The organism is Nocardia stercoris (assembly GCF_003696265.1).
GTDB lineage: Bacteria > Actinomycetota > Actinomycetes > Mycobacteriales > Mycobacteriaceae > Nocardia > Nocardia stercoris.
Window position 1 is genome coordinate 70,138 of the sequence record NZ_RFFH01000001.1, and the last position, 21,638, is coordinate 91,775.

18 protein-coding genes are annotated in these 21,638 nt (G+C 69.0%); 9 read left to right on the forward strand and 9 right to left on the reverse strand.

Features of this window, described 5'->3' with window-relative positions; all coding sequences use genetic code 11:
• Nucleotides 1–2: 2 nt before the first annotated feature.
• Nucleotides 3–1,559 (reverse strand): dolichyl-phosphate-mannose--protein mannosyltransferase, encoded by a 1,557-nt coding sequence (locus EBN03_RS00210; RefSeq protein ID WP_122186654.1) that lies wholly within the window; start codon nt 1,557–1,559, stop codon nt 3–5.
• Between the two features lie 156 nt (nt 1,560–1,715).
• On the opposite strand from EBN03_RS00210, the gene rsmI reads away from it, so the two are divergent.
• A complete protein-coding gene (gene rsmI / locus EBN03_RS00215) occupies nt 1,716–2,570 on the forward strand; it encodes a 16S rRNA (cytidine(1402)-2'-O)-methyltransferase (RefSeq protein ID WP_122185818.1) in 855 nt (284 codons plus the stop codon).
• A 62-nt stretch (nt 2,571–2,632) separates the two neighbouring features.
• On the opposite strand, the gene metG is transcribed toward rsmI, so the two are convergent.
• Nucleotides 2,633–4,174, reverse strand: a complete 1,542-nt coding sequence (gene metG / locus EBN03_RS00220) for a methionine--tRNA ligase (protein WP_122185819.1) — start codon at nt 4,172–4,174, stop codon at nt 2,633–2,635.
• 57 nt (nt 4,175–4,231) lie between these two features.
• Between metG and EBN03_RS00225 the strand changes: the two genes are divergently transcribed.
• The gene (locus tag EBN03_RS00225; protein WP_122185820.1) at nt 4,232–5,059 is read left to right on the forward strand and encodes a TatD family hydrolase; all 828 of its coding nucleotides are present in this window, start codon (nt 4,232–4,234) and stop codon (nt 5,057–5,059) included.
• A gap of 230 nt (nt 5,060–5,289) precedes the next feature.
• Nucleotides 5,290–6,417 (forward strand): resuscitation-promoting factor, encoded by a 1,128-nt coding sequence (locus EBN03_RS00230; RefSeq protein WP_122186655.1) that lies wholly within the window; start codon nt 5,290–5,292, stop codon nt 6,415–6,417.
• A gap of 65 nt (nt 6,418–6,482) precedes the next feature.
• Here the strand turns inward: EBN03_RS00230 and EBN03_RS00235 are convergent, their stop codons facing one another.
• On the reverse strand, nt 6,483–7,247 hold the full coding sequence (locus EBN03_RS00235) for an SDR family NAD(P)-dependent oxidoreductase (RefSeq protein WP_122185821.1): 765 nt from the start codon (nt 7,245–7,247) through the stop codon (nt 6,483–6,485).
• A gap of 171 nt (nt 7,248–7,418) precedes the next feature.
• On the opposite strand from EBN03_RS00235, the gene EBN03_RS00240 reads away from it, so the two are divergent.
• Together EBN03_RS00240 and rsmA are read left to right on the forward strand one after the other, a co-directional pair.
• The gene (locus tag EBN03_RS00240) at nt 7,419–8,624 is read left to right on the forward strand and encodes a lipase family protein (RefSeq protein ID WP_233608005.1); all 1,206 of its coding nucleotides are present in this window, start codon (nt 7,419–7,421) and stop codon (nt 8,622–8,624) included.
• A 57-nt stretch (nt 8,625–8,681) separates the two neighbouring features.
• Nucleotides 8,682–9,563 (forward strand): 16S rRNA (adenine(1518)-N(6)/adenine(1519)-N(6))-dimethyltransferase RsmA, encoded by an 882-nt coding sequence (gene rsmA / locus EBN03_RS00245; RefSeq protein ID WP_122185823.1) that lies wholly within the window; start codon nt 8,682–8,684, stop codon nt 9,561–9,563.
• Between the two features lie 56 nt (nt 9,564–9,619).
• Here rsmA and EBN03_RS00250 read toward each other — a convergent pair whose 3' ends face one another.
• From EBN03_RS00250 to EBN03_RS00260, 3 genes are all read right to left on the reverse strand, one after another.
• Nucleotides 9,620–10,207 carry a hypothetical protein gene (locus tag EBN03_RS00250; protein ID WP_122185824.1) on the reverse strand — a complete coding sequence of 196 codons (588 nt, stop codon included), beginning with the start codon at nt 10,205–10,207 and terminating at the stop codon, nt 9,620–9,622.
• A 97-nt stretch (nt 10,208–10,304) separates the two neighbouring features.
• A complete protein-coding gene (locus EBN03_RS00255) occupies nt 10,305–12,635 on the reverse strand; it encodes a heavy metal translocating P-type ATPase (protein WP_122186656.1) in 2,331 nt (776 codons plus the stop codon).
• Between the two features lie 33 nt (nt 12,636–12,668).
• On the reverse strand, nt 12,669–12,878 hold the full coding sequence (locus tag EBN03_RS00260) for a heavy-metal-associated domain-containing protein (protein ID WP_122186657.1): 210 nt from the start codon (nt 12,876–12,878) through the stop codon (nt 12,669–12,671).
• 162 nt (nt 12,879–13,040) lie between these two features.
• Here EBN03_RS00260 and EBN03_RS00265 point away from each other — a divergent pair, with 162 nt between their 5' ends.
• Together EBN03_RS00265 and EBN03_RS00270 are read left to right on the forward strand one after the other, a co-directional pair.
• Nucleotides 13,041–13,961 carry a 4-(cytidine 5'-diphospho)-2-C-methyl-D-erythritol kinase gene (locus EBN03_RS00265; RefSeq protein WP_122186658.1) on the forward strand — a complete coding sequence of 307 codons (921 nt, stop codon included), beginning with the start codon at nt 13,041–13,043 and terminating at the stop codon, nt 13,959–13,961.
• Nucleotides 13,962–14,120: 159 nt separating this feature from the next.
• Entirely contained in the window at nt 14,121–15,917 is a 1,797-nt protein-coding gene (locus tag EBN03_RS00270; protein WP_122185825.1) for an ABC-F family ATP-binding cassette domain-containing protein, read from the forward strand.
• Between the two features lie 14 nt (nt 15,918–15,931).
• On the opposite strand, the gene EBN03_RS00275 is transcribed toward EBN03_RS00270, so the two are convergent.
• The gene (locus EBN03_RS00275) at nt 15,932–16,753 is read right to left on the reverse strand and encodes an Abi-alpha family protein (RefSeq protein ID WP_233608006.1); all 822 of its coding nucleotides are present in this window, start codon (nt 16,751–16,753) and stop codon (nt 15,932–15,934) included.
• Nucleotides 16,750–18,066, reverse strand: coding sequence for a hypothetical protein (locus EBN03_RS00280; protein ID WP_122185826.1), 1,317 nt, complete (start codon nt 18,064–18,066; stop codon nt 16,750–16,752). Before EBN03_RS00280 ends, EBN03_RS00275 begins: the two co-directional genes overlap by 4 nt.
• A 377-nt stretch (nt 18,067–18,443) precedes the next feature.
• On the opposite strand from EBN03_RS00280, the gene EBN03_RS34800 reads away from it, so the two are divergent.
• Both EBN03_RS34800 and EBN03_RS00290 read left to right on the forward strand, forming a co-directional pair.
• The gene (locus EBN03_RS34800) at nt 18,444–19,316 is read left to right on the forward strand and encodes an Abi-alpha family protein (protein WP_122185827.1); all 873 of its coding nucleotides are present in this window, start codon (nt 18,444–18,446) and stop codon (nt 19,314–19,316) included.
• 72 nt (nt 19,317–19,388) lie between these two features.
• Entirely contained in the window at nt 19,389–19,943 is a 555-nt protein-coding gene (locus EBN03_RS00290) for a nuclear transport factor 2 family protein (RefSeq protein ID WP_233608007.1), read from the forward strand.
• Between the two features lie 25 nt (nt 19,944–19,968).
• Here EBN03_RS00290 and EBN03_RS00295 read toward each other — a convergent pair whose 3' ends face one another.
• Nucleotides 19,969–21,588: a peptide chain release factor 3 gene (locus tag EBN03_RS00295; protein WP_233608008.1), complete on the reverse strand. Its 1,620-nt coding sequence runs from the start codon at nt 21,586–21,588 to the stop codon at nt 19,969–19,971.
• Nucleotides 21,589–21,638: the final 50 nt, after the last annotated feature.

Genomic DNA, 21,638 nt, shown 5'->3' on the forward strand with positions numbered 1-21,638 from the left:
GGTCAGCGCCAGCTCGGCAGCCACAGGTGGTCGTGCCAGTCCTGCGGCGTGATCGGATTCCCGTTCAGGATCGGCCACAGATAGACGAAGTTGGCCACCACCACCGCCGTGTACAGGCAGACCAGCATCAGATTGAGCCGCTGCCGTTCGAACCCGGCGGGCAGGAACCGCAGCCCCTGCTCGGTGCGCAACACCGGACCCGAGCGCAGGATGTCGCCCAGCACCAGCGCAATGCCCATCACCAGGAACGGCGCCATCGGCACCGCGTAGAAGTAGTACATCTGCCGGTCCAGGGTCGCGAACCAGGGCAGGAAGCCGGCGCCGTAGCCGACCAGCACCGCCGCGTACCGCCAGTCCGGCCGGGTGCACGCGCGCCACAGCGCCCACGCCAGCATCGGCAGCGCCAGCCACCAGATCGCCGGCGTGCCGATCAGCATGACCGCCTTCACACAGCTGGACTGGCCGCAGCCCGCCGACGAGTCGGCGTAGTAGTACAGCATCGGCCGCAGGCCCATCGGCCACGACCACGGCTTCGACTCCCACGGATGGTGGTTGCCGTTGGAGTTGGTGAGGCTCTCGTGGAAGGCCAGCGTCTCGCCCTGGTAGTGCCACAGTGAGCGCAGCGCGTCCGGCACCCAGGCGAACGGGCCGTCGGTGCCGGGCGGGTTCTTGCCGGCGAAACTGTTGCCGACCGAGTAGCGGTCGTAGCCGTCCTCGCTGGCGAACCACATCGACCAGCTGGCCAGATAGGTGCCGACCGGGATCAGGACCAGCGAGCCCAGCGCGGGAATCGTGTCCCGCCACAGCGCGCCGGCGATCGGCTTTTCCACACCGTAGGCCCGACGGGCGAACACGTCGAACGCCACCGACATGAGCCCGAAGAAGGCGATGTAATACAGCCCCGACCACTTCGTGCCCAGGGTCAGGCCCAGCAGCAGGCCGGCACCGAACCGCCACCAGCGGAACCCGAGCCGCGGGCCGTAGGGGCTCAGCCCGATCCGTCCCGCGGCGTCGGCGCGGGCCAGCCGTTCGCGCACCACGTCCCGGTCGACGATCAGGCAGCCGAAGGCGCCCAGCACGAACAGCGCCTGGAAGATGTCGAGCATCCCGAGCCGGGAGGACACGAACGTCATGCCGTCGCAGATCAGCAGAATGCCGGCCAGCGCGCCGACCAGGGTGGACCGCGACAGGCGGCGGGTGATCCGGATGGTCAGCAGCACGAGCAGCGTGCCCGACAGCGCGGCGGTGAACCGCCAGCCCAGCGGGGTGTACCCGAACATCGCCTCGCCCAGCGCGATCATCTGCTTGCCGACCGGGGGGTGCACGATCAGGCCGTACGCCGGGTTGTCCTCGATTCCGCCCCCGGTCACCACCTGCCAGGCCTGCGGTGCGTAGTGCTTCTCGTCGAACACCGGTGTCCCGCCGTCGGTGGGGGACTGCAGATACCAGAAGCGGTTGAGCGCGGCGAACCCCGTGAGCATCAGGGTGACCAGCCAGCCGCGCAGCCGATCGGTGGGACCGAAGTCGGGTAGCGGCCGGCGCGGTGCCGGGCTGGTCACCGCGGGACCCCCGCCGTCCGGCGAGTCCGCCTCGGAGGCGTTCGGTGACGGCGACTGGGAGAGCTGGATCACGGGCTGAGTCTAGGGCCTACCCCGGAATGTGCACCCCGGCTGGGCACTGTGGGAATGTTGTGAGATGGCGTCCGAGGGTGAGCGATGAACGAAACAGCGGGCAAGCTGGTGCTCGCCGCGACCCCGCTGGGCGAGATCGGCGATGCCTCCCGACGGTTGCGGGACGCGCTGGCCACGGCGGAAATCGTTGCCGCGGAAGATACTCGCCGCACCCGGTCGCTGGCCAAGGCGCTGGAGGTGGAGATCACCGGACGAGTGGTCAGCTTCTACGACCATGTGGAGACCGCGCGGATCCCGATGCTGCTCGACGAGATCGAGGCCGGCCGCACCGTGCTGTTGGTGACCGATGCGGGGATGCCGTCGGTCAGTGACCCGGGATACCGGATGGTCGCCGCGTGCGTGGAACGCGGACTGCCGATCACCTGCCTGCCGGGCCCGTCGGCGGTGACCACCGCGCTGGCGCTGTCCGGGCTGCCGATGGAGCGGTTCTGTTTCGACGGGTTCGCGCCGCGCAAGGGCGGTCAGCGGCGGGAATGGTTGCGGACCCTGGCGGCCGAGCCGCGGGCCGTGGTGTTCTTCGAGGCGCCGCATCGGCTGGCGGACTGCCTGGCCGACGCGGTCGCGGTGCTGGGCGCGGATCGGCGGGCGGCGGTGTGCCGGGAACTGACCAAGACCTATGAGGAAGTCGTGCGCGGGACGCTAGGCGAGCTCGCGGAGTGGGCGGTCGAGGGCGCGCGCGGGGAGATCAGCGTGGTGCTGGCGGGGGCCGAGCCGGTGTCGGCGGACCCGGCGGATCTGGTCGGCCGGGTCGAGGAGCTGGTTGCGGCGGGTGATCGGCTCAAGGACGCGTGTGCGCAGGTCGCCGCGGAGTCGGGTGCGTCGCGACGGGAGTTGTACGACGCGGTCCTCGCCGCGCGCAACGAGGGTGGGCCGGAGTAGGTAGGCCGTCGTGAACGACAGCGGCCCGTGTCATCAGGACACGGGCCGCTGTCGGTCGTAGGTCAGCTCTTCGGCTCGACAAACTTCGGGAACACCACCTCGGGCTCCGGCAGCGAGGTGCCCCCCGCGATCGGGGTGGCGATGTCGGCGAAGCCGCGGCCGGACTGGCCGAGCAGGTCGAGGATGCGGCCCGCGGCGCCCGGCATCACCGGCTGCACCAGGATCGACACGATCCGCAGCACCTCGAGCGTCACGTACAGCACCGTGCCTTCGCGCTCGGTCTCGCCGGCCTTGGCCAGCGCCCACGGCGCCTGCGCGGAGAAGTACTTGTTGGTCTCGCCGAGCGTCAGCCAGATCGCTTCCAGCGCCAAATGCGGCTGCTGGGCGTCGAATTCGGTGCGGCAGCGTTCCAGCAGGCCGTTCGCGCGATCCAGCAGTTCGCGGTCGTCGGCGGTGAACTCGCCGGGAACCGGTACGGCGGAAGCGAAGTCGCGTGCCACCATCTTCAGGCTGCGCTGCACCAGGTTGCCGTACTCGTTGGCGAGGTCGGCGTTGATCCGGCCCACGATCGCGTCGTGGCTGTAGGAACCGTCCTGGCCGTAGGAGATCTCACGCAGCAGGAAGAAGCGCACCGCGTCCAGGCCGTACTGTTCGACCAGGTCCAGCGGAGACACGGTGTTGCCCACCGACTTCGACATCTTCTCGCCCTTGTTGAACAAGAAGCCGTGCACGAATACCCGTTTCGGCAGTTCGATACCGGCCGACATCAGGAACGCGGGCCAGTACACGGTGTGGAACCGGGTGATGTCCTTGCCGATGATGTGCACGTCGGCGGGCCACAGCTTGCGGAACCGCTCCGAGTCGGTGTCGGGGAAGCCGGCGCCGGTGAGGTAGTTGGTGAGCGCGTCCACCCACACGTACATCACGTGCTCGGGGTGGCCGGGGACCGGGACACCCCAGTCGAAGGTGGTCCGCGAGATCGACAGATCCTTCAGCCCCGCCTTGACGTAGCTGACGATCTCGTTGCGCCGGGTGGCGGGCAGGATGAAGTCGGGCTGCGTCTCGTACAGCTCCAGCAGCCGGTCCTGGTATTTGGACAGCCGGAAGAAGAAGTTCGACTCCTCGGTCCACTCCACCGGCGTCTTGGTCTCGGTGGAGATGCGGGTGCCGTCCGCGAGGACCGTGGTCTCCTCGTCGGTGTAGAACGCCTCGTCGCGCACCGAGTACCAGCCGGAGTAGGTGTCGAGATAGATGTCGCCGGCCTCGGTCATCCGCTCCCAGAGCGCGATCGACGCGGCGTGATGGTCCTCGTCGGTGGTGCGGATGAACCGGTCGTAGGAGATGTCGAGCGCCTTGTCCATGCGCTCGAAGACATCGGAGTTGCCCCGCGCGTACTCCTGCTCGGGGACGCCGGCCGCCTTGGCGGCCTGCTGCACCTTCTGGCCGTGCTCGTCGGTGCCGGTCATGAAGTACACGTCGAAGTCGTCGAGCCGCTTGAACCGGGCCAGCGCGTCGGTGGAGATGTATTCGTACGCATGCCCGATGTGCGGCGCGCCGTTCGGATAGGCAATGGCCGTGGTGATGTAGAAGCTGCGCTCGCTCATGGTCCCACTACTCTAATCTGCGGTACCTTGCCCGCTCACGCCATATCCAGGGGAGTCATGCCGACCAACCGTCCCGCGCCGCCCGCGCCCGAACCGCTGTCCCCGCTGGTCGACGCGCACACCCATGTGGACGCCTGCGGTGCCACCGATCCGGAGTCCGTGCGGGCCTTGGTCGATCGTGCGGCGGCGGTGGGTGTGGGCCGCATCGTCACGGTCGCCGACGATCTGGTGGCCGCCCGGTTCGCGGTCGAGGCCGCGCACTGGGACGAGCGGGTGTACGCCGCGGTCGCCCTGCACCCGACCCGCGCGAACGCGCTCGACGACGCCGCCCGTACCGAGCTGGAGAAGCTGGCCGCCGATCCGCGGGTGGTCGCGGTCGGCGAGACGGGCCTGGACTACTACTGGCCCGGCAAGCTCGACGGCTGTGCGACGGTCGAGGAGCAGGTCGAGGGTTTCCGCTGGCACATCGACCTGGCCAAGCGCCTGCGCAAGCCGCTCATGATCCACAACCGGGAGGCCGATCACGACCTGCTCGCCGTGCTGCTGGACGAGGGCGCGCCGGACACGGTGATCTTCCACTGCTTCTCCTCGGACGCGAACATGGCGCTGGCCTGCGTGGCCGAGGGCTATGTGCTCAGTTTCTCGGGGACGGTCAGCTTCAAGAACGCGATCGAGTTGCGGGAGGCGGCGAAGCTGGTGCCGGCCGGGCAGATCCTGGTGGAAACCGACGCGCCCTATCTGACCCCGCACCCGTATCGGGGCGCGCCCAACGAGTCGTACTGCCTGCCCTATACCGTGCGCGCGCTGGCGGAGATCCGCGGTGAGGATCCGGCGGAGCTGGCGGCGACGGTGACGGCGAACGCGGAACGGATCTACGGTATCTAGCGCCGATCGACACCGGAATCGCTTGGTAGATGCGGTAATCCGTCGAGTGTGGCCGATATTCGACAATGGCGTCCGAGTGCGCGCCCAGTGTTCCTTCACTATGCTCACCTCGACGTTGTCCCCGGCCGACTCGAGATGTGTTCGTTATGCGTAAACCCGCTGCTGTGCGGTCTGCTGTTGTCAGCGCCTGACCGCGTCGTTATCGTATTGTGACCATGTTCGACCACCCCATGATCACGATCCAGCGGATCAACGCGTCCCGGTCACCGCTGCTCTACGCGGCGATCGGCCTGATGCTGCTGACGCTGATCGTGGGGGCGGCGATCGCGATCGGGAACAGCAAGACCGTCACCGTCGTGGTCGACGGGAAGGCGTCGGTCGTCAAGAGCGTGGCCGGCGACACCAAAGGTGTGCTGAAGGACGCCGGCTACCGGCTCGCCGACCGCGACGAGGTTACGCCGTCCGGCGGCAGTTCGGTGCCCGACGGCGGCACCATCACGCTGAACCGGGCCCGGCAGGTGGCCCTGACCGTCGACGGCAAGGCCAGCAAGGTGTGGGTCACCGCGGCCACCGTCGCCGAGGCGCTCGCGCAGCTGAAGATGCCCTCGGACGTGTTCGTCTCCCCGGCCCGGCCCACCCCGCTGCCGTTGCACGACGCGGCGATGTCGATCACCAATCCCCGCACCGTGCAGCTGTCCGACAACGGGGAGGAAGCGGAGACCGTGCGGCTGGCCGCGCCGACCGTGGGTGAACTGCTGGCCGTGCGCGGTGTGCCGCTGATCAATCAGGACTCCGTGGATCCGCCCGCCGACACCGCGCTGACCGACGGAATGACGGTGACCGTCACCCGCAAGATCGTGGTCAATCGGGTCGAGCGGATGCCGTTGGATCCGCCGGAGAACGTCATCGAGGACGTCGACATGAACATGAGCCGCTCGGTCGTGGAGGACGCGGGCAAGCCCGGCGTGCAGGACGTGACCTTCGCGGTGTCCATCGTCAACGGGGTCGAGGCGGACAAGACGCAGGTGTCCAGCACCGTGGTGGAGCCGGCGACGGCGAAAACCGTTCGCAAGGGCGCCAAGCCGGGGACCGAGGTGCCACCGGTCCAGAACGGCGCGACCTGGGACGCGCTGGCCAGCTGTGAGTCGGGCGGCAACTGGGCGATCAACACCGGCAACGGGTTCTATGGCGGTGTGCAGTTCGACCAGAACACCTGGGAACGGCAGGGTGGGACGAGGTACGCGCCGCGCGCCGATCTGGCGACCCGGGAGGAGCAGATCGCGATCGCGTCGATCACGCAGGCCCGGCAGGGCTGGGGCGCGTGGCCGGCCTGTACCAGCCGGCTCGGCATCGGCTGAGACGAGAACAGCCGGACCCCAACGGGATCCGGCTGTCGATCGGTCGCGGCGGATCGCCGCGGTCGTCACATCAGAGCGCCGCCGTCGACCCGCAATTCGGTGCCGGTCATGTACTTGCCGTCCTCGGAGGCGACCATGGCCACGACGCCCGCGATATCGGCCGGGGTGCCCAGGGCGCCACCGTTCAGGCGGCCCGAGAGCCGGCTGAACAGATCCCAGTCCGCGTTCTCCGGCACGTCCAGCTGGGTGGTGATGCCGGAGGTGATGCCGCCGGGCACGATATTGACCGCGCGCAGCCCCTGCTTCACGTATTCCAGTGCCAGCGAATGGGTCATGGCGTTGATACCGCCCTTGGTCGCGGAGTACGCGGCCATGTACGGGTGGGACAGGAACGCCGAGGTGGAGGAGAAGTTGACGATCACCGGGGTCTCGGACTCCAGCAGGGTCGGCAGCGATTCCCGGATCATGAGGAAGGTGCCGGTCAGGTTGATGCCGATGATCCGGTTCCAGTCGGCCAGGCTCATCTCGTGGGTGCGCGCGGTCTTCATGATGCCGGCCGCGTTGACCAGAACGTCCAGGCCGCCGAGGTATTCGCGGGCGGCGGTGAGGGCGGCGGCCACCGAGGTCTCGTCGGAGATGTCGACGACGACCGTGCTGAGCCGGTCGGCGTGGTCTCCCGCGGCGGCGACGGTTTCCTTCAGACCGGCCTCGACGATGTCGGCGGCCACGACCCGGGCGCCTTCCGCGAGCATGCGGAGCACGATGCCCTGGCCGATGCCCGAGCCTGCCCCGGTGACGATGACCCGCCGCCCGTCGTGTCGTTGCTGCATGTGACCCGCCTCTCATTGGTTCCGGAGACTCGAAAGTAGAACAGGTTACAAAAGATTGCAACGGTGGTTCCGGCCGAGTTCGCCCCGACGGTCTCGGGCTTGCTACACCGAACACCAATACGGCGGAAACTACTCTTTCCCGCCGCATACTTGACGGATTCCACACGCCTCGTGACTGATCGGAGAGTCGAGATGCGTTCGCTACGCAGGCGTCGAAACCTGGGGGCCGCCGCGCTCCTGGCCAGTGCCGCGGTCCTGGCAGCGGCCGGAACAGTAACGGCCGCACCGATTCCCGACGGCGCCGGCGCGCCCGGCACGGTCATCGCCAGCACCGCCGAACCCGACGGCTGGCACACCGTCTCCGGTGGCGAACGAATCGACTACTGGACCCGCAATTCCGACGGTTCCGCCGTGCCCGCCAGCGGCGCGCTGGTCGTGCCGCCCGGGCCCGCGCCCGCCGGCGGCTGGCCGATCCTGGCCTGGGACCACGGCACCTCCGGATTCGGGCCCGGCTGCGGCGGGCAGGCCGACCCGGCCAAGATGCCGTTCGAAAGCGAAGCCGTCCGCGGCGACGAGATGTTCCGCTACTTCCTCGCCCACGGATTCGCGGTGCTCGCACCGGACTACATCGGCCTCGGCGACTACGCGACCGGCCCGCACCCCTACCTCGAGATCCGCAGCGAGGGCACGGCCACCATCGACCTGGTGCGCGCCGCGCGCCTGCTGCACCCGGAACTGTCCCGGACCTGGGCCGTCATGGGACAGTCCCAGGGCGGGCAGGTGGCGTTGGCTACCTCGTGGGTGCAGCGCACCGACGCACCCGAGCTCGACTTCCGCGGCACGGTCACGATCGACCCGGAATCCCACTTCGACGTGCTGCTGCCGGCGCTCGGTGGGCCGGACTTCCACGTCAACATCAGTGACGGGGTGACCGTCTTCACCGCCGGCGCGCTCGCCGGGTTGCGGGCCACGCACCCGGAACTCGACCTCGACAGCTATCTGAGCCCGACCGGGCGGGCCGTGCTCGACGACGTGGGCGGGCTGTGCCTGGACGGGATGGCCACCCGGGTAGCCGGTCTCGACGTGGGCCAACTGCTGTCGAAGCCGTTGTCCGACCCGGCTTTCCGTGCCGCGCTGACCGAATACGCCGCCGTTCCGGTCACGGGCTACGACGCGCCGATCCTGGAACTGGCCAACCTCGCGGACGTCACCGTGCCCTCGCCGCTGCACCTGGTGCTGGCCGGTCAGCTGGCGACCGGGGGCAACGATTTCCGGCTCGTGACCGGGACGGGTGAGCATGTGCACCTGTCGCCCGAGATGTGGGCCGCCATCGACGAGTGGACCGCTCGGGTGCTGTCCACACCCCCGGTTTCGTGAGGCGCGGGACCGGTCCGGTGTGACAGCCGTTCGAGCGCAGGCCTTAAGCTGACGGGCGTGTCCGAATCTGTTGTCGCTGGTAGAGGCCAGGCTGCGTTGCTGGGACCGGCCGAAGTGCGGGTGCTGGCGGAACGTTTCGGCGTGCGGCCGACCAAGCAGCTCGGCCAGAACTTCGTGCACGACGCGAACACCGTCCGGCGGATCGTGGCGGCCGCCGGTGTCGGGCGCGACGACGTGGTGCTCGAGGTCGGCCCCGGCCTGGGCTCGCTGACCCTCGCGCTGCTCGATGTCGTCGACTCGGTGGTGGCGGTCGAGATCGACCCGAATCTGGCTGCCCACCTGCCGGATACGGTCGCCGACCGGGCACCGGAACTCGCGGACCGGCTCACCGTGGTCGGCGCCGACGCGCTGCGGGTGCGGGCCGCCGACCTGCCCGCGAGGCCGACCGCGCTGGTTGCGAACCTGCCCTACAACGTGGCGGTCCCGGTGCTGCTGCACCTGCTCGCCGAACTCCCGTCCATCCGTACCACGCTGGTGATGGTGCAGGCCGAGGTCGCCGACCGGCTCTCGGCCACCCCGGGCGGGCGGATCTACGGTGTGCCGAGCGTGAAGGCCGGCTACTTCGGCGCGGTCAAACGCGCGGGATCCATCGGCCGCCAGGTCTTCTGGCCCGCCCCGCAGATCGAGTCCGGTCTGGTGCGCATCGACAGGTTCGCCGAATCACCGTGGCCCGCTACGGAAGAGCACCGGCGGCGCGTGTTCGAGGTGGTGGACGCGGCGTTCGCGCAGCGCCGAAAGACGTTGCGCGCCGCGCTCTCCGGGTGGGCGGGGTCGGCTGCTGAGGCCGAACGACGTCTTCGGCTGGCGGGGATCGATCCGGCTGCGCGGGGGGAGACGCTGGATACCGCGGCCTTTGTGCGGCTGGCCGAAACCGACTGACGCGCAACACTATCGGCCCGAGATCTAGTGCATCGAACCTGCCGGTTCGGGCGGGTCTACGTCAAGGCGTACGACAGTAGGGTGGCGGCGCCGCCCGGGTCCTGGCGGAGGGAATAGCCGAACCAGACGCCCGGGGCGACTTCGCGGATCTCGTCGACGATCTGGGGGGCCGTGATGGGGGTGTAGTCGATGATCCAGGCCGGCTGCCGGTCGCGGAGGGAGGCGCCGCGGTGGATCAGGCCGGGCCAGCCTTCGATGCCCAAGGGTGTGAGGCGGTTGACCAAGGTGCCGCCGTCGGGCCCGGTCCTGAAGGTCTTGCCGATCCACAACAGCGGCGCCCACCACTGCATGTCGGCGGGGCTGATCACCCAGCCACTGGTGGCGCCGGCGGGCACGTCGCCGACGGGCGCGTCGCGGTAGAGGGTGGCCTGCTGGTCGGGGGTGCAGTGGAAGCGCAGTGCATCCAGGGTCGCGGCGGGGTTGTCGGCCGTGATCACGCAACCTCCGCCGAGGTCGGAGTCGGCGTGGACGAGCGGGGTGCAGGACATTGCCGGGCCGAGGGCGGCCAGGGCGGCGACGGCGGCGCCCAGGACGCGGAGCCGGCGGACGAGGGTTCCGGTGAATTCAGCACGATGTGTGTCCATCGCTGCCTCCAACCTGGGGACGGGTTAGGGCCCATCTCCAGGCTAGTTTGCTGAGAGGTTGCTATGTTGTGCCTTCGTTGAATTTATGCGGACCGGCTCAGCGGAAGCGACGTAGCCGCAGGCTGTTGCTCACCACAAAGACACTGGACAGAGCCATGGCTGCACCGGCCAACATGGGATTGAGCAGTCCGGTAGCCGCCAACGGGATGGCTGCCACGTTGTAGCCGAAGGCCCAGAACAGGTTGCCCTTGATGGTGCGCAGCGTCGCGCGCGACAGCCGGATCGCGACCGCGACCGTACGCAGGTCACCGCGGACCAGCGTGATGTCGGCCGCCTCGATCGCCACGTCCGTGCCGGTACCCATGGCCATGCCGAGGTCGGCCCGGGCCAGCGCGGCCGCGTCGTTGACGCCGTCTCCGACCATGGCCACCACCCGGCCCTCGCCCTGTAACCGGCGCACCACGTCCAGCTTGTCGCTGGGCAGCACCTCGGCGATCACCTCGTCGATCCCGACCTGCGCGGCCACCGCGGTCGCCGCCGCCCGATTGTCGCCGGTCAGCAGCACCGGGGTCAGTCCCAGCCCTCGCAGCTGCGAAACCGCTTCGGCGCTGGTCGGTTTCACCGCATCGGCGACAACCAGCAGACCCTGCGCGACTCCGTCCCACGCGACCAGGACCGCGGTGCGGCCCAGGCGTTCGGTCTCGGACTTGGCCCGCTCCAACGCATCCGGCACCGCGATGCCGTGCTCGGCGAGCAGCTCGGTGCGACCGGCGAGCACCTCGCGGGCCCCGACGCGGCCGCTCACACCACGCCCACCGTGATTGCGGAAGTCCCGCACCGGTTCCGGCGCCCACGCTGGCGCACTGCCGAGGACATCCGAATCCGACAGGGGGCGTTCGTAATCCGGTGCGGCCGGATCCGGGTCCGGCGTCGCGGGAACGTGAGCCGAAGCTGTCGGGCGCGAATCCCGTTCGGCGCCTGCGACGATCGCGCGGGCGATCGGATGTTCCGAGCCGTGTTCGATCCCGCCCGCCACCGCGAGCAGTTCCGCCGGGTCCACCCCCGCGGCCGGAATCGTCTCCAGCAGAGTCATGGTTCCGGTGGTCACCGTGCCGGTCTTGTCCAGCACCACGGTGTCGATCCGTCGGGTGGACTCCAGTACCTGTGGGCCCTTGATCAGGATGCCGAGCTGGGCGCCACGGCCGGTGCCGACCAGCAGGGCCGTCGGCGTGGCCAGCCCCAGCGCGCAGGGGCAGGCGATGATCAGCACGGCCATCGCCGCACCGGCCGCCGTGGTGAGCCCGGCGCCGAGCCCGAACTGTACGAGCAGGGTCAGCACGGCGATCACCAGCACGATCGGCACGAATACCGCCGCGACCCGGTCGGCCAGTGCCTGGACCGGAGCCTTGCCCTGCTGCGCGGTCTCCACCAGGGCCGCCATCCGGGCGAGCTGGGTGTCGGCGCCGACGCCGGTCGCGCGCACCACCAGCAGGCCGCCGGCATTCACCGTGGCCCCGACGACCGCGTCGCCGACCGTGACCTCGACCGGGACGGGCTCACCGGTCAACAGGCTCTGGTCCAGTGCTGAATTGCCTTCGGTGACAATGCCGTCGGTGGCCACCTGCTCGCCGGGCCGCACGACGAACTCGTCGCCGACCCGCAACTGCGCGATCGGAACCCGAACTTCGGACCGCTGTCCCTCGGCGCCGGGACGCAGCACGGCCACGTCCTTGGCGCCGAGCTCCAGCAGGGCGCGCAGGGCCGAACCGGCCCGTTCCTTGGCGCAGGTCTCGAAGTATCGGCCCGCCAGGATCGCGGTGATCAGCACCACCGCCACCTCGAGATAGAGGGTGCCGGTCGCGTCGGTGTGCGCGATGGTCAGGCTGAAGCTGTGTTTCATGCCGGTCATGCCGGCGGTTCCGAAGAACATCGCGTACACCGACCAGCCCAGCGCGGCCAGGCTGCCCAGGGAGATCAAGGTGTCCATGGTGGCGGTGCCGTGCCGGGCATTGACCCAGGCCGCCCTGTGGAAGCTCGCGCCGCCGCGCAGCACGACCGGCGCGGTCAGTGCCAGGGCCGGCCACTGCCAGTTGTCGAACTGCAGGGTCGGGATCATCGACACCAGAACCACCGGAATCGCCAGGACCAGGCAGAACAGCAGCTGCCGGCGCAGCGCGGCGGCGGGGGACCGCCGGGGCGCCGCGGCCGGCAGCTGCGCGGTGTAACCGGCCGCGACGACCTGTTCGATCAGCTGGCCGGGGGTGACGGAGGCCGGATAGCGGACGGCGGCCTTCTCGGTGGCGTAGTTCACCGTGGCGGTGACCCCGTCGATCCGGTTCAGCTTCTTCTCGATCCGGGCCGCGCACGACGCGCAGGTCATGCCGCCGATCTCGAGTTCGAGGGCGTGTGCCGCCACCGCCGTATCCATCCGGTCCTCCTTGCCGATCACCCGTCGGCCGGGTCAGGCCGAGGCGAGGGCGTAGCCGGCTTCGTCGACCGCGGCGGCGACGTCGGCGTCGGCGAGCGGTGCCTCCGAGGTGACCTCGACCCGGCCGCTGGCAACGTCCACTGCGACGTCGGTGACGCCCGAGATCCGGCCGATCTCGGTGCTGACCGAGGACGCGCAGTGCCCGCAGGTCATGCCGGTAACGGTGTAGGTGCTGGTAGCCATGATGGCCTCCTCGATGTCGGCGCTGCGTCCGCCTGGTGCGTCCGCCTCACCGAACATACCCCCCAAGGGTATCTGTGGCAAGGGGTCGCGCGGGGCCGGCGGCATCGGGCCGGTCCGAGTAGATGGCCGGTTCACACAGGTTCTGGACTAGGCTTGGTGGCCGTGCTCTCTGTTGTGCCCAGTCCCGTTGTCGTGCGGGCGCCCTCGAAGGTGAATCTCCACCTTGGAGTCGGTGAGCTACGTGCCGACGGATACCACGAACTGACCACCGTGTTCCAGGCCCTCTCGCTCACCGACGAGGTCGAACTGTCGCCGTCGTCGTCGCTGACGGTGAAGGTCAGCGGTGAAGGAGCCGACGAGGTACCCACCGGCCGAACCAATCTGGTGTGGCAGGCCGCGGTCCGGCTCGGGCACCTGGCCGGGCGGGCGCCGCTGGTCGAGATCACGCTCCGCAAGGGCATTCCGGTCGCGGGCGGCATGGCCGGCGGCAGCGCCGACGCCGCCGCCGCGCTGATCGGCCTCAACGAACTCTGGGACCTCGGCCTGACCCGCGACGAACTGGCCACGCACGCAGCCGAACTCGGCAGCGACGTCCCGTTCGCGCTGCACGGCGGCACCGCCCTGGGCCGCGGCCGGGGTGAGAAACTCCTACCGGTGTTGTCCCGCAACACCTTCCACTGGGTACTGGCGCTGGCCAAGGGCGGCCTGTCCACACCCGCGGTGTTCAAGGAACTGGACCGGCTGCGCGAAGCCGGTTCCCCGCCCCGGCTGGGCGAACCACAAGACCTGTTGCAGGCCTTGGCTTCCGGGGACCCACACCTACTGGCCCCCTTGCTGGGCAACGACTTGCAGGCGGCCGCGCTGTCGCTGAAACCGGAACTCCGCCGCACCCTGCGCGCGGGCGTCGAAGCCGGCGCACTGGCCGGCATCGTCTCCGGCTCCGGACCCACCTGCGCATTCCTGTGCACGGACGCCGACACCGCCCTCGCGGTCTCGGCCGAGCTGTCCGGTGCGGGCGTGTGCCGGCTGGTCCGGACCGCCACCGGCCCGGTTCCGGGCGCCCGGGTGATCAGCGGACCCTGAGCTCCGAGGCGGCCCGCGATCCACGTCCCGATGCCGGCCGGGTGTGGGTCCTGACCTCGGCCGGCTGTGACCGTCGTGACCGTGGCGCCCGTGGCGGGCGAAAACGCCGACCATGAGAATATCGATAGTTCGAGTCGAGAGGGACGGGCAGCGCAACCCATGGCCAATCTGATCAACCTGGAGCAGGTCCACAAGAGCTTCGGCATCAAGCCGTTGCTGGACAACGTCTCGCTCGGCGTCCAGGAGGGGGAGCGGATCGGGGTCGTCGGGCTCAACGGCGGTGGCAAGACCACACTGCTGGAGGTGCTGACCGGGATCGAGCAGCCCGACAGCGGCCGGGTCAGTCACGTCGGCGGCCTGCGCATGGCCGTGGTCACCCAGCGTGGGGTGCTGCCCGCCGGATCCACCGTCGGTTCGGTGGTGCTGGCCGGGCTGGCCGACGACCACATGACCCACGAGGTGGCCGAACACCAATGGGCCTCCGACCCGCGCATCCGCAGCGTCATCGAAGGCATCGGCATCTCCGGCCTCGGCATGGACACCTCGGTCGACAACCTCTCCGGTGGCGAACGCCGCCGGGTCGCGCTGGCCGCCGCGCTGGTCCGCGACCTCGACCTGCTCGTACTCGACGAGCCCACCAACCACCTCGACGTCGAGGGCGTGCAGTGGCTGGCCCGGCACCTGGTCGAACGCCGCAGCGCGCTGGTCGTCGTCACCCACGACCGCTGGTTCCTCGACACCGTCGCCACGAACACCTGGGAGGTCGTGGGCGGTCGGGTCGAGAGCTACGAGGGGGGTTACGGCGACTGGATCTTCGCCCGCGCCGAGCGCGCCCGCCAGGCCGACGCCAGCGAGGCCCGGCGCGCCAACCTGGCCCGCAAGGAACTCGCTTGGCTGCGCCGCGGCGCGAAGGCCCGAACCTCCAAGCCGCGCTACCGGATCGAGGCCGCCGAGGCCCTGATCGCCGACGTGCCGCCGCCGCGCGACAGCGTCTCGCTGGCCGCGTTCGCGCGAAAGCGCCTGGGGCGCGTGGTGATCGAGCTGGAGAACGCGTCGCTGGCCACCCCGGACGGCCGCGAACTCGTGCACGACCTGACCTGGCGGCTGGCGCCGGGCGAGCGTGTCGGTCTGGTCGGCGTCAACGGTTCCGGCAAGACCACCCTGCTGCGCACCCTGGCCGGAGAGCTGGAACCGGCCTCCGGCAAGCGAATCCAGGGTCAGACCGTTCAGATCGGCTGGCTGCGGCAGGAACTCGACGATCTGCCCAAGGATCTGCGGGTGCTGGAAGCCGTTCAGCAGGTCGCTTCGCGAATCATGCTGGGCGACAAGGAGATCTCCGCCGGTCAGCTGGCCGAGCGGCTCGGGTTCACCCCCGCCCGCCAGCGCACCCCGGTCGGCGACCTGTCCGGTGGTGAGCGCCGCCGGTTGCAGCTCACCCGCATCCTGATGGCCGAACCGAACGTGCTGCTGCTCGACGAGCCCACCAACGACCTCGACATCGATACCCTGCAGCAGCTCGAGGACCTGCTCGACAACTGGGCCGGCACCCTGGTCGTGATCAGCCACGACCGCTACCTGATCGAGCGCATCTGCGACTCCACCTGGGCCCTGTTCGGTGACGGCAAGCTCACCAACCTGCCGCGCGGGATCGACGAGTACCTGGAACGCCGGGCCACCATCGAAGCCGGGAAGAGCCGCGCCGACACCAAGCCCGCCGCCACCGCGCCCACGACCGACGCCGCCGCCCAGCGGGCCGCGCGCAAGGAACTCGGCCGCCTGGAACGTGCCATCGAGAAGCTCGACCAGCGCGAGAAGCAACTGCACGACAAGCTCGCCGAAGCCGCCAGCGACCCGGACAAGCTGGTGGGCCTGGGTGCGGAGCTGAAACAGGTTGTCGCCGAAAAGGAAGCAACCGAGGAACGCTGGATGGAACTCGCCGAGATCGCGGCCGGGTAGCCGGGCCGAGGCGGCTACTGCGCCTTGCCGACCGGCGGCACCGGCAGGCAGGTGCGCACGAAATCGGTGCCGAACCCGGTCAATTCGATGCTGCGGTAGTACACCCGGGTCCCGAACCCGGCCCGCTCCAACCGCTTTCGCACCGACGACTCCAGCAGCTGGTACCGCGCCGGATTGCCCAGTGCTTCTTGGTTGAACTCCAGCAGTCCCAGCCGTCGCAGGTTGGTCAGGTAGTGGTCGACCCGTTCGGGGTGGCGTAGGGCCGCCTCCTCGCCGATCAGGTTCAGCCCGGTCTCGTAGCGCTGCGCGCCCGGCGTCAGCCGCCGCCCGGTGCGAATACCCAGCGCCGGCTGCGGACCGTCGAGGTAGAGCAGGCGCAGCACCCTCGCCTCGTCGGGCGCGAGTTCGCCCAGGATCCGGGCGTAGGCGGGGTGGTCGCCGTCGATGGAGTGCACATTGGCCGAGCGGCGCAGCAGGTCGGCGCCGCGCTCGCGCAGCCCGGCGTCCTCGGTGGCCTCGGGCTCGGGGCTGCTCAGTGCCCGCAGCAGTGATTCGCGGACCACGTCGCGGGCGGCATCGAGGATCGCGCCGGTGGGTAGGCCCGCGTTGCTGCCGCGCACCACGGTGCTGCCGACCTCGACCGCGGTTCCCACGCCCCAGGTGGCCCCGGAGGCCATCGCGGTGACGGCGACGCGGACGATTCCGCTGGTCACGCGGATCGGGTTGGTGAGCCTGCGGGTGGTGCGGCCCGTGACCGGCCGGTAGATCGTGCGGCGGGAGGGTGTGGAGCTGGGGGTTTGCTCGCCGTTCGAAGCCGGGCCGGTCGGGTCACTCACAGTGGTGCTACTCCTGTTCCAAACAACAGTAAGTGAGCGTAACCCGCTATGAGCCCGAGCACACCGCCATGGACAAACAAAAGCCATTCATCTTGCTTGATCGCCGAGCGAAGCATCTCCACGAACTCCGGTGGCGGCAGCGCCCGCATCTGACGGGCGATGTACTCGCTGACCTGCTTGCTCTGTTGCGCGTTGAAGTCGGGATCGTTGAACGCGGCCGGTACCCGGGCCTTGGCCTCCTCGGCGAAGGTGTCCTTCAGCGTCTCGTACCCGGAGTTGCCGATCACGAACTTCAGCGCACCGCGCGCCGGGCCGAGTGCCCGGTCGGTGGCCGGTCGCATGGTGTCCTCGAGCATCTGCAGCGTGCGGTCCGAGCGCGGGCCGTTGAGCAGTTCGTCGCCGATATTGGCGACGGTCATGATCTCGCTGGCCACCAGCTCGGCGTAGCCGTCGGTGATCTCGGGCTGCCGCTTGATCAGCAGTCCCTGCCGCCACGGGCACCACCACTTCGGGTAGGCGGGCGCGAAGATCATGTTGAGGCCGATCCAGTTGACCACCCAGCCGATGATCACGCCACCGACCGGCAGCACCACCAGCGGCGACCACCCGGTCAGATGCAGTATCGCGACCAGCACCAGACCCATCGGCGCGCCGAAGTAGAAACCGAAGTTCTGCATGAACCGGAGTTCTTTGGCACCGAGAACTTGGAAGACGGTGTTCAACAGCTGCGGTCGCGACTGGAAGTAGCGGATCACCATCGACTTCACATCGAGTAGTTGTTCGATGTTCGCCCCGAGTTCTTCGGTCAGTTCCCGCAGTACTTCCGGAAGTTGCTGACGTACCCGATCGAAAACCATTTCCCGGACCGGGTTCGGCAGGTTGTACCAGAGTTGCGGATGTTCGCGACGCGCGATCTCCTCCACGATCTCGCGAATCTGTGATTGCGCGATCACGGTCAGATGTTCGGCGAGCGCATCCGGCTCGAGTTCGCGATAGAAATCCGCGACGCTGCCGAGTTTCGCCAAGCCTTTGTCGACGGCGATGGACGCCATCTTGTCCGCGCGCGAGGGAACAATGCCCTGCCAGCCCATTCGGCCGTCGTACTGCAGCAGCGGCAGCACCTGGATCTGCTTGGGCAGGTAGGGGAACACGGACACGAGGCCGGGAGCCCGGAATCCGTGAAAACGGATCGGCTGGAACAGCATCAGGATGCCGGTCCAGTTCGTGATGTAGCCGATGATCCCCGTGAACAACGGGATAGTCGTCAGTTCGAGCCACAGGGTCGGGTGAATATGAAACAAGCTCTCTAGCACGAGACCCTCCTGCCGACCCTGTCACCGGTGACCGCCGCCTTCACCGCCACTCACCCGCAGTAACCCCGTCGGCACGGGGGACCTTACTGGTAAGTACGGAACCGGGTCCAGTTCAGGACGATCCCTGCCTCACATTACCGCGCGTCGCGAGACATCGGTCACACTCGCGGCCCGTACGTTCGCGTGGGTCGTCAAGGGTCGTAACAATAGCCGGGATCACGACTGCAGGCGGCGTTGGAGGGCGGGTTCACGCGAGAGTGGACAAGCAACGCGGTAGCCTTTCGCATGGCTTGCGGGTTCGGTCGGGGAACCTGGAAGACCGGCGCCGGCAGCAAATTCGGTGAGCGGTTCGTTCACCTCGCGAAAACGGAGTAGACGTGGCAGACGACAGGGCCGTGCACGATTTGGTCCGACCCGGTTCGCGCGCCGTCGAGCGCAGCTCCGATGTCGAGACGCGCCAGATCAGTAACGAGGCACGGCTGATCCGAGGCGCCTTCCGGGCGGCCGGTCTGGCCGTCGGTACCGCCGTGCGCAGCGGTCAGTGGGCCGTCGGCACCGGCTACGAGGTGACCAAACAGGTCGCGCAAGCCGCGCTCGACGGTGAGTCGTCGGCCGATATCGCCGAACGCACCGGTGCCGCGCTGCAGTCGATCGCCCGCAGTGTGCTCGGCGTGACCGAGGGTTCGGTGCGCGAGATCGTCAGTTACGTCCCGACCGGCACCGGTGGTGCGCAGCCCGGGGGTCCCGCCGCGCCGCTGATCCGGTCGGCCAGTGTCGAGGATCTGCGGTTGCGCGGCGACACACTGCTGGCCCGTTCGGCCGACGTGTACTTCACCGAGGAGGTCCATCCGGCCTACGACCGGATCTTGGACCAGATCGCCCCCGACGAGGCCCGCATCCTGCGGTTCATGTCGCTCAACGGCCCGCAGCCGGCGGTCGACGTGCGGACCAACCGGCCGCTGGGCATCGGTTCCGAGCTGGTCGCCGGCGACCTCACCTCGGTTCCCGAGCAGGCCGGCGTCCGCTATCCCGACCGGGCCCGGCTGTATCTGATCAACCTCAACCGGCTCGGGCTGCTCACCACCTCCGACGACCCGGTGGTGTTGAGCCGCTACATGGTGCTCGAGGTGCAGCCGATCGTGGAGACCGCGCTCAAACAGGCCGGTCGCGTGCCGAAGATCGTCCGCAAGAGCCTGCGTTTGACCGAGTTCGGGGACGATTTCTGCCGGACCTGTTTCACCCTCGCTTGAGCCGGGTAGCGATTCGATACCCATCTTCGGGCAATTGCCCGAACCCGGTGAATCCGGTGCCATGCTCGAAGTATGGATGCTCGGGACCTGAGCGCGGATGTGCTCGCGATCAACAGGCTGAAGTTCCGGTATCTGCGCGCGCTCGACACCAAGTCCTGGGACGAGTTCGCCGAAACCATGATTCCGGAGGCCACGGCCACCTACAGCGAATACCTGCAATTCGAGTCTCGCGACGCGTTCCTCGCATTCATGCGTAATACGTTGGGCCCCAACGTGATCACCGAACATCGCTGTGACCATCCCGAGATCGATGTCACCGGTGACACCGCGACCGGCACCTGGTACCTGGCCGACACCGTCCTCATCCCCGCCCACAACATGCTGTTGCGCGGCGCCGCGTTCTATTCCGACCGCTACGTGCGCTGCGACGACGGGCAGTGGCGGATCGCGCACACCGGGTACGAGCGCACCTACGAGGTCGTGCTGTCCATGTCGGATCTGCCAAGCCTGCGGCTGACCTCGAGCCGCTGGGGGCTGATCGGCCAGGAACCGGCCCCACCGCCCACCGACGGCATGGAGGTCGCGGCCGCACCCGACGGCCGCGACGAGGAGATGACCCTCGGCTGACGGGCGGTCGCACCACCCGCGGGCGCTACTCGGCGCCGGCGACCAGCGGTTCCAGCGTCAGCTTCGGCAGTTCCTTCTGGATGTACTGCAGCCGCCACTTGTCGCTGAACAGGGCCAGGATCGCGCCGTCGGTGCGGGTGAAGACCTCGACCCCGCGCTGCCGCGCCAGTTCCGCCGCCGACTCGGCGTCGGTGCGGCGGGCCAGCTGGAACGGCAGGTGGTCGAGCTGGGTCTCGACGTTGTATTCGCCCTGCATCCGGGCGGTGACCACCTCGAACTGCATGGGACCGACCGCCGCCAGCACCGGCGACGCGTCACCGCGGACGTCGTTGCGCAGCACCTGGACCACACCCTCGGAGTCGAGCTGGTCGATCGCCTTACGGAACTGCTTGTACTTGTCGGCGGTCTTGGCCCGCAGCGTCGCGAAATGCTCGGGCGCGAACGACGGGATCGGCGGGAACTCCACCTTCTTGTCCACGAACAGCGTGTGCCCGGGCGCGAGCGCGGTGGCGTTGACCAGGCCGACCACGTCGCCGGGATAGGCGGTGTCGACGGTCGAACGCTCCCGGCCGAACACGGTCAGCGCGTATTTGGTGGCGAACGGCCGCCCGGTCTGCGCGTGCGTGACCACCATGCCGCGCTCGAACTCACCGGACACGATCCGCATGAAGGCCAGCCGGTCGCGATGCGCGGTGTCCATACCGGCCTGCACCTTGAAGATGACGGCGCTGAACGGTTCGGTGGTCTCGCGTTCGCCGCCGCCGACGGTCTTGCGGGCGCGCGGCGCGGGTGCCAGCTCGATCAGGGTGTCGAGGATCTGCTTCACGCCGAAGTTCAGCATCGCCGAGGCGTAGATGACCGGTGAGGTCTGGCCGGCCAGGAACATCTCCTGGTCGTGGTCCTGACCGGCGGCGGAGAGCAGTTCGCTCTCCTCGGCCGCGGTCTCCCACGCCTCGCCTTCCCGCTCGAGCGCCTGCTCGGCGGTGTAATGCTCCTCGGGCGCGATGGTGGCGCCACCGGCGGTGCGGGTGAAGTGGATGTATTCGGTGGCCGCGCCCTCTTCGCCGCGGCGCAGCAGACCGCGGAAGTCGCCCGCGATGCCGACCGGCAGGAACAGCGGGGTGGGGGTGAGGCCGATCCGGTCGAGGATCTCGTCGAGCAGTTCGAGCGGCGCGCGGCCCGGCCGGTCCCACTTGTTGATCACGGTGATGACCGGGATGCCGCGGTCGCGGGCGACCTGGAACAGCTTGAGCGTCTGCGGTTCCAGGCCCTTGGCGGCGTCGATGAGCATGACGGCCGCGTCGACGGCGGTCAGCACCCGATAGGTGTCCTCGGAGAAGTCGGAGTGACCGGGGGTGTCGACCAGGTTGATCACGCACTCGCCGTATTCGAACTGCAGCGCGGTGGAGCTGACGGAGATACCGCGTGCCTTCTCCATCTCCATCCAGTCCGAGACGGTGGACTTGCGCCCGGCCTTGCCATGGATGGCGCCGGCCTCGGAGATCATCTTCGCGTGCAGCGCGAGCGCCTCGGTGAGCGTCGATTTACCGGCGTCGGGGTGGGAGATCACCGCGAACGTCCGCCGCCGCGCCACTTCTTCGGCCAACCGCGCGGATGTGGCCGCACCGGCAACGGGGGAATTCACGGGAAGGGCTCCTCTTCGCAGCTCGTCAACCGGTCCAGGGTACGTGAGCG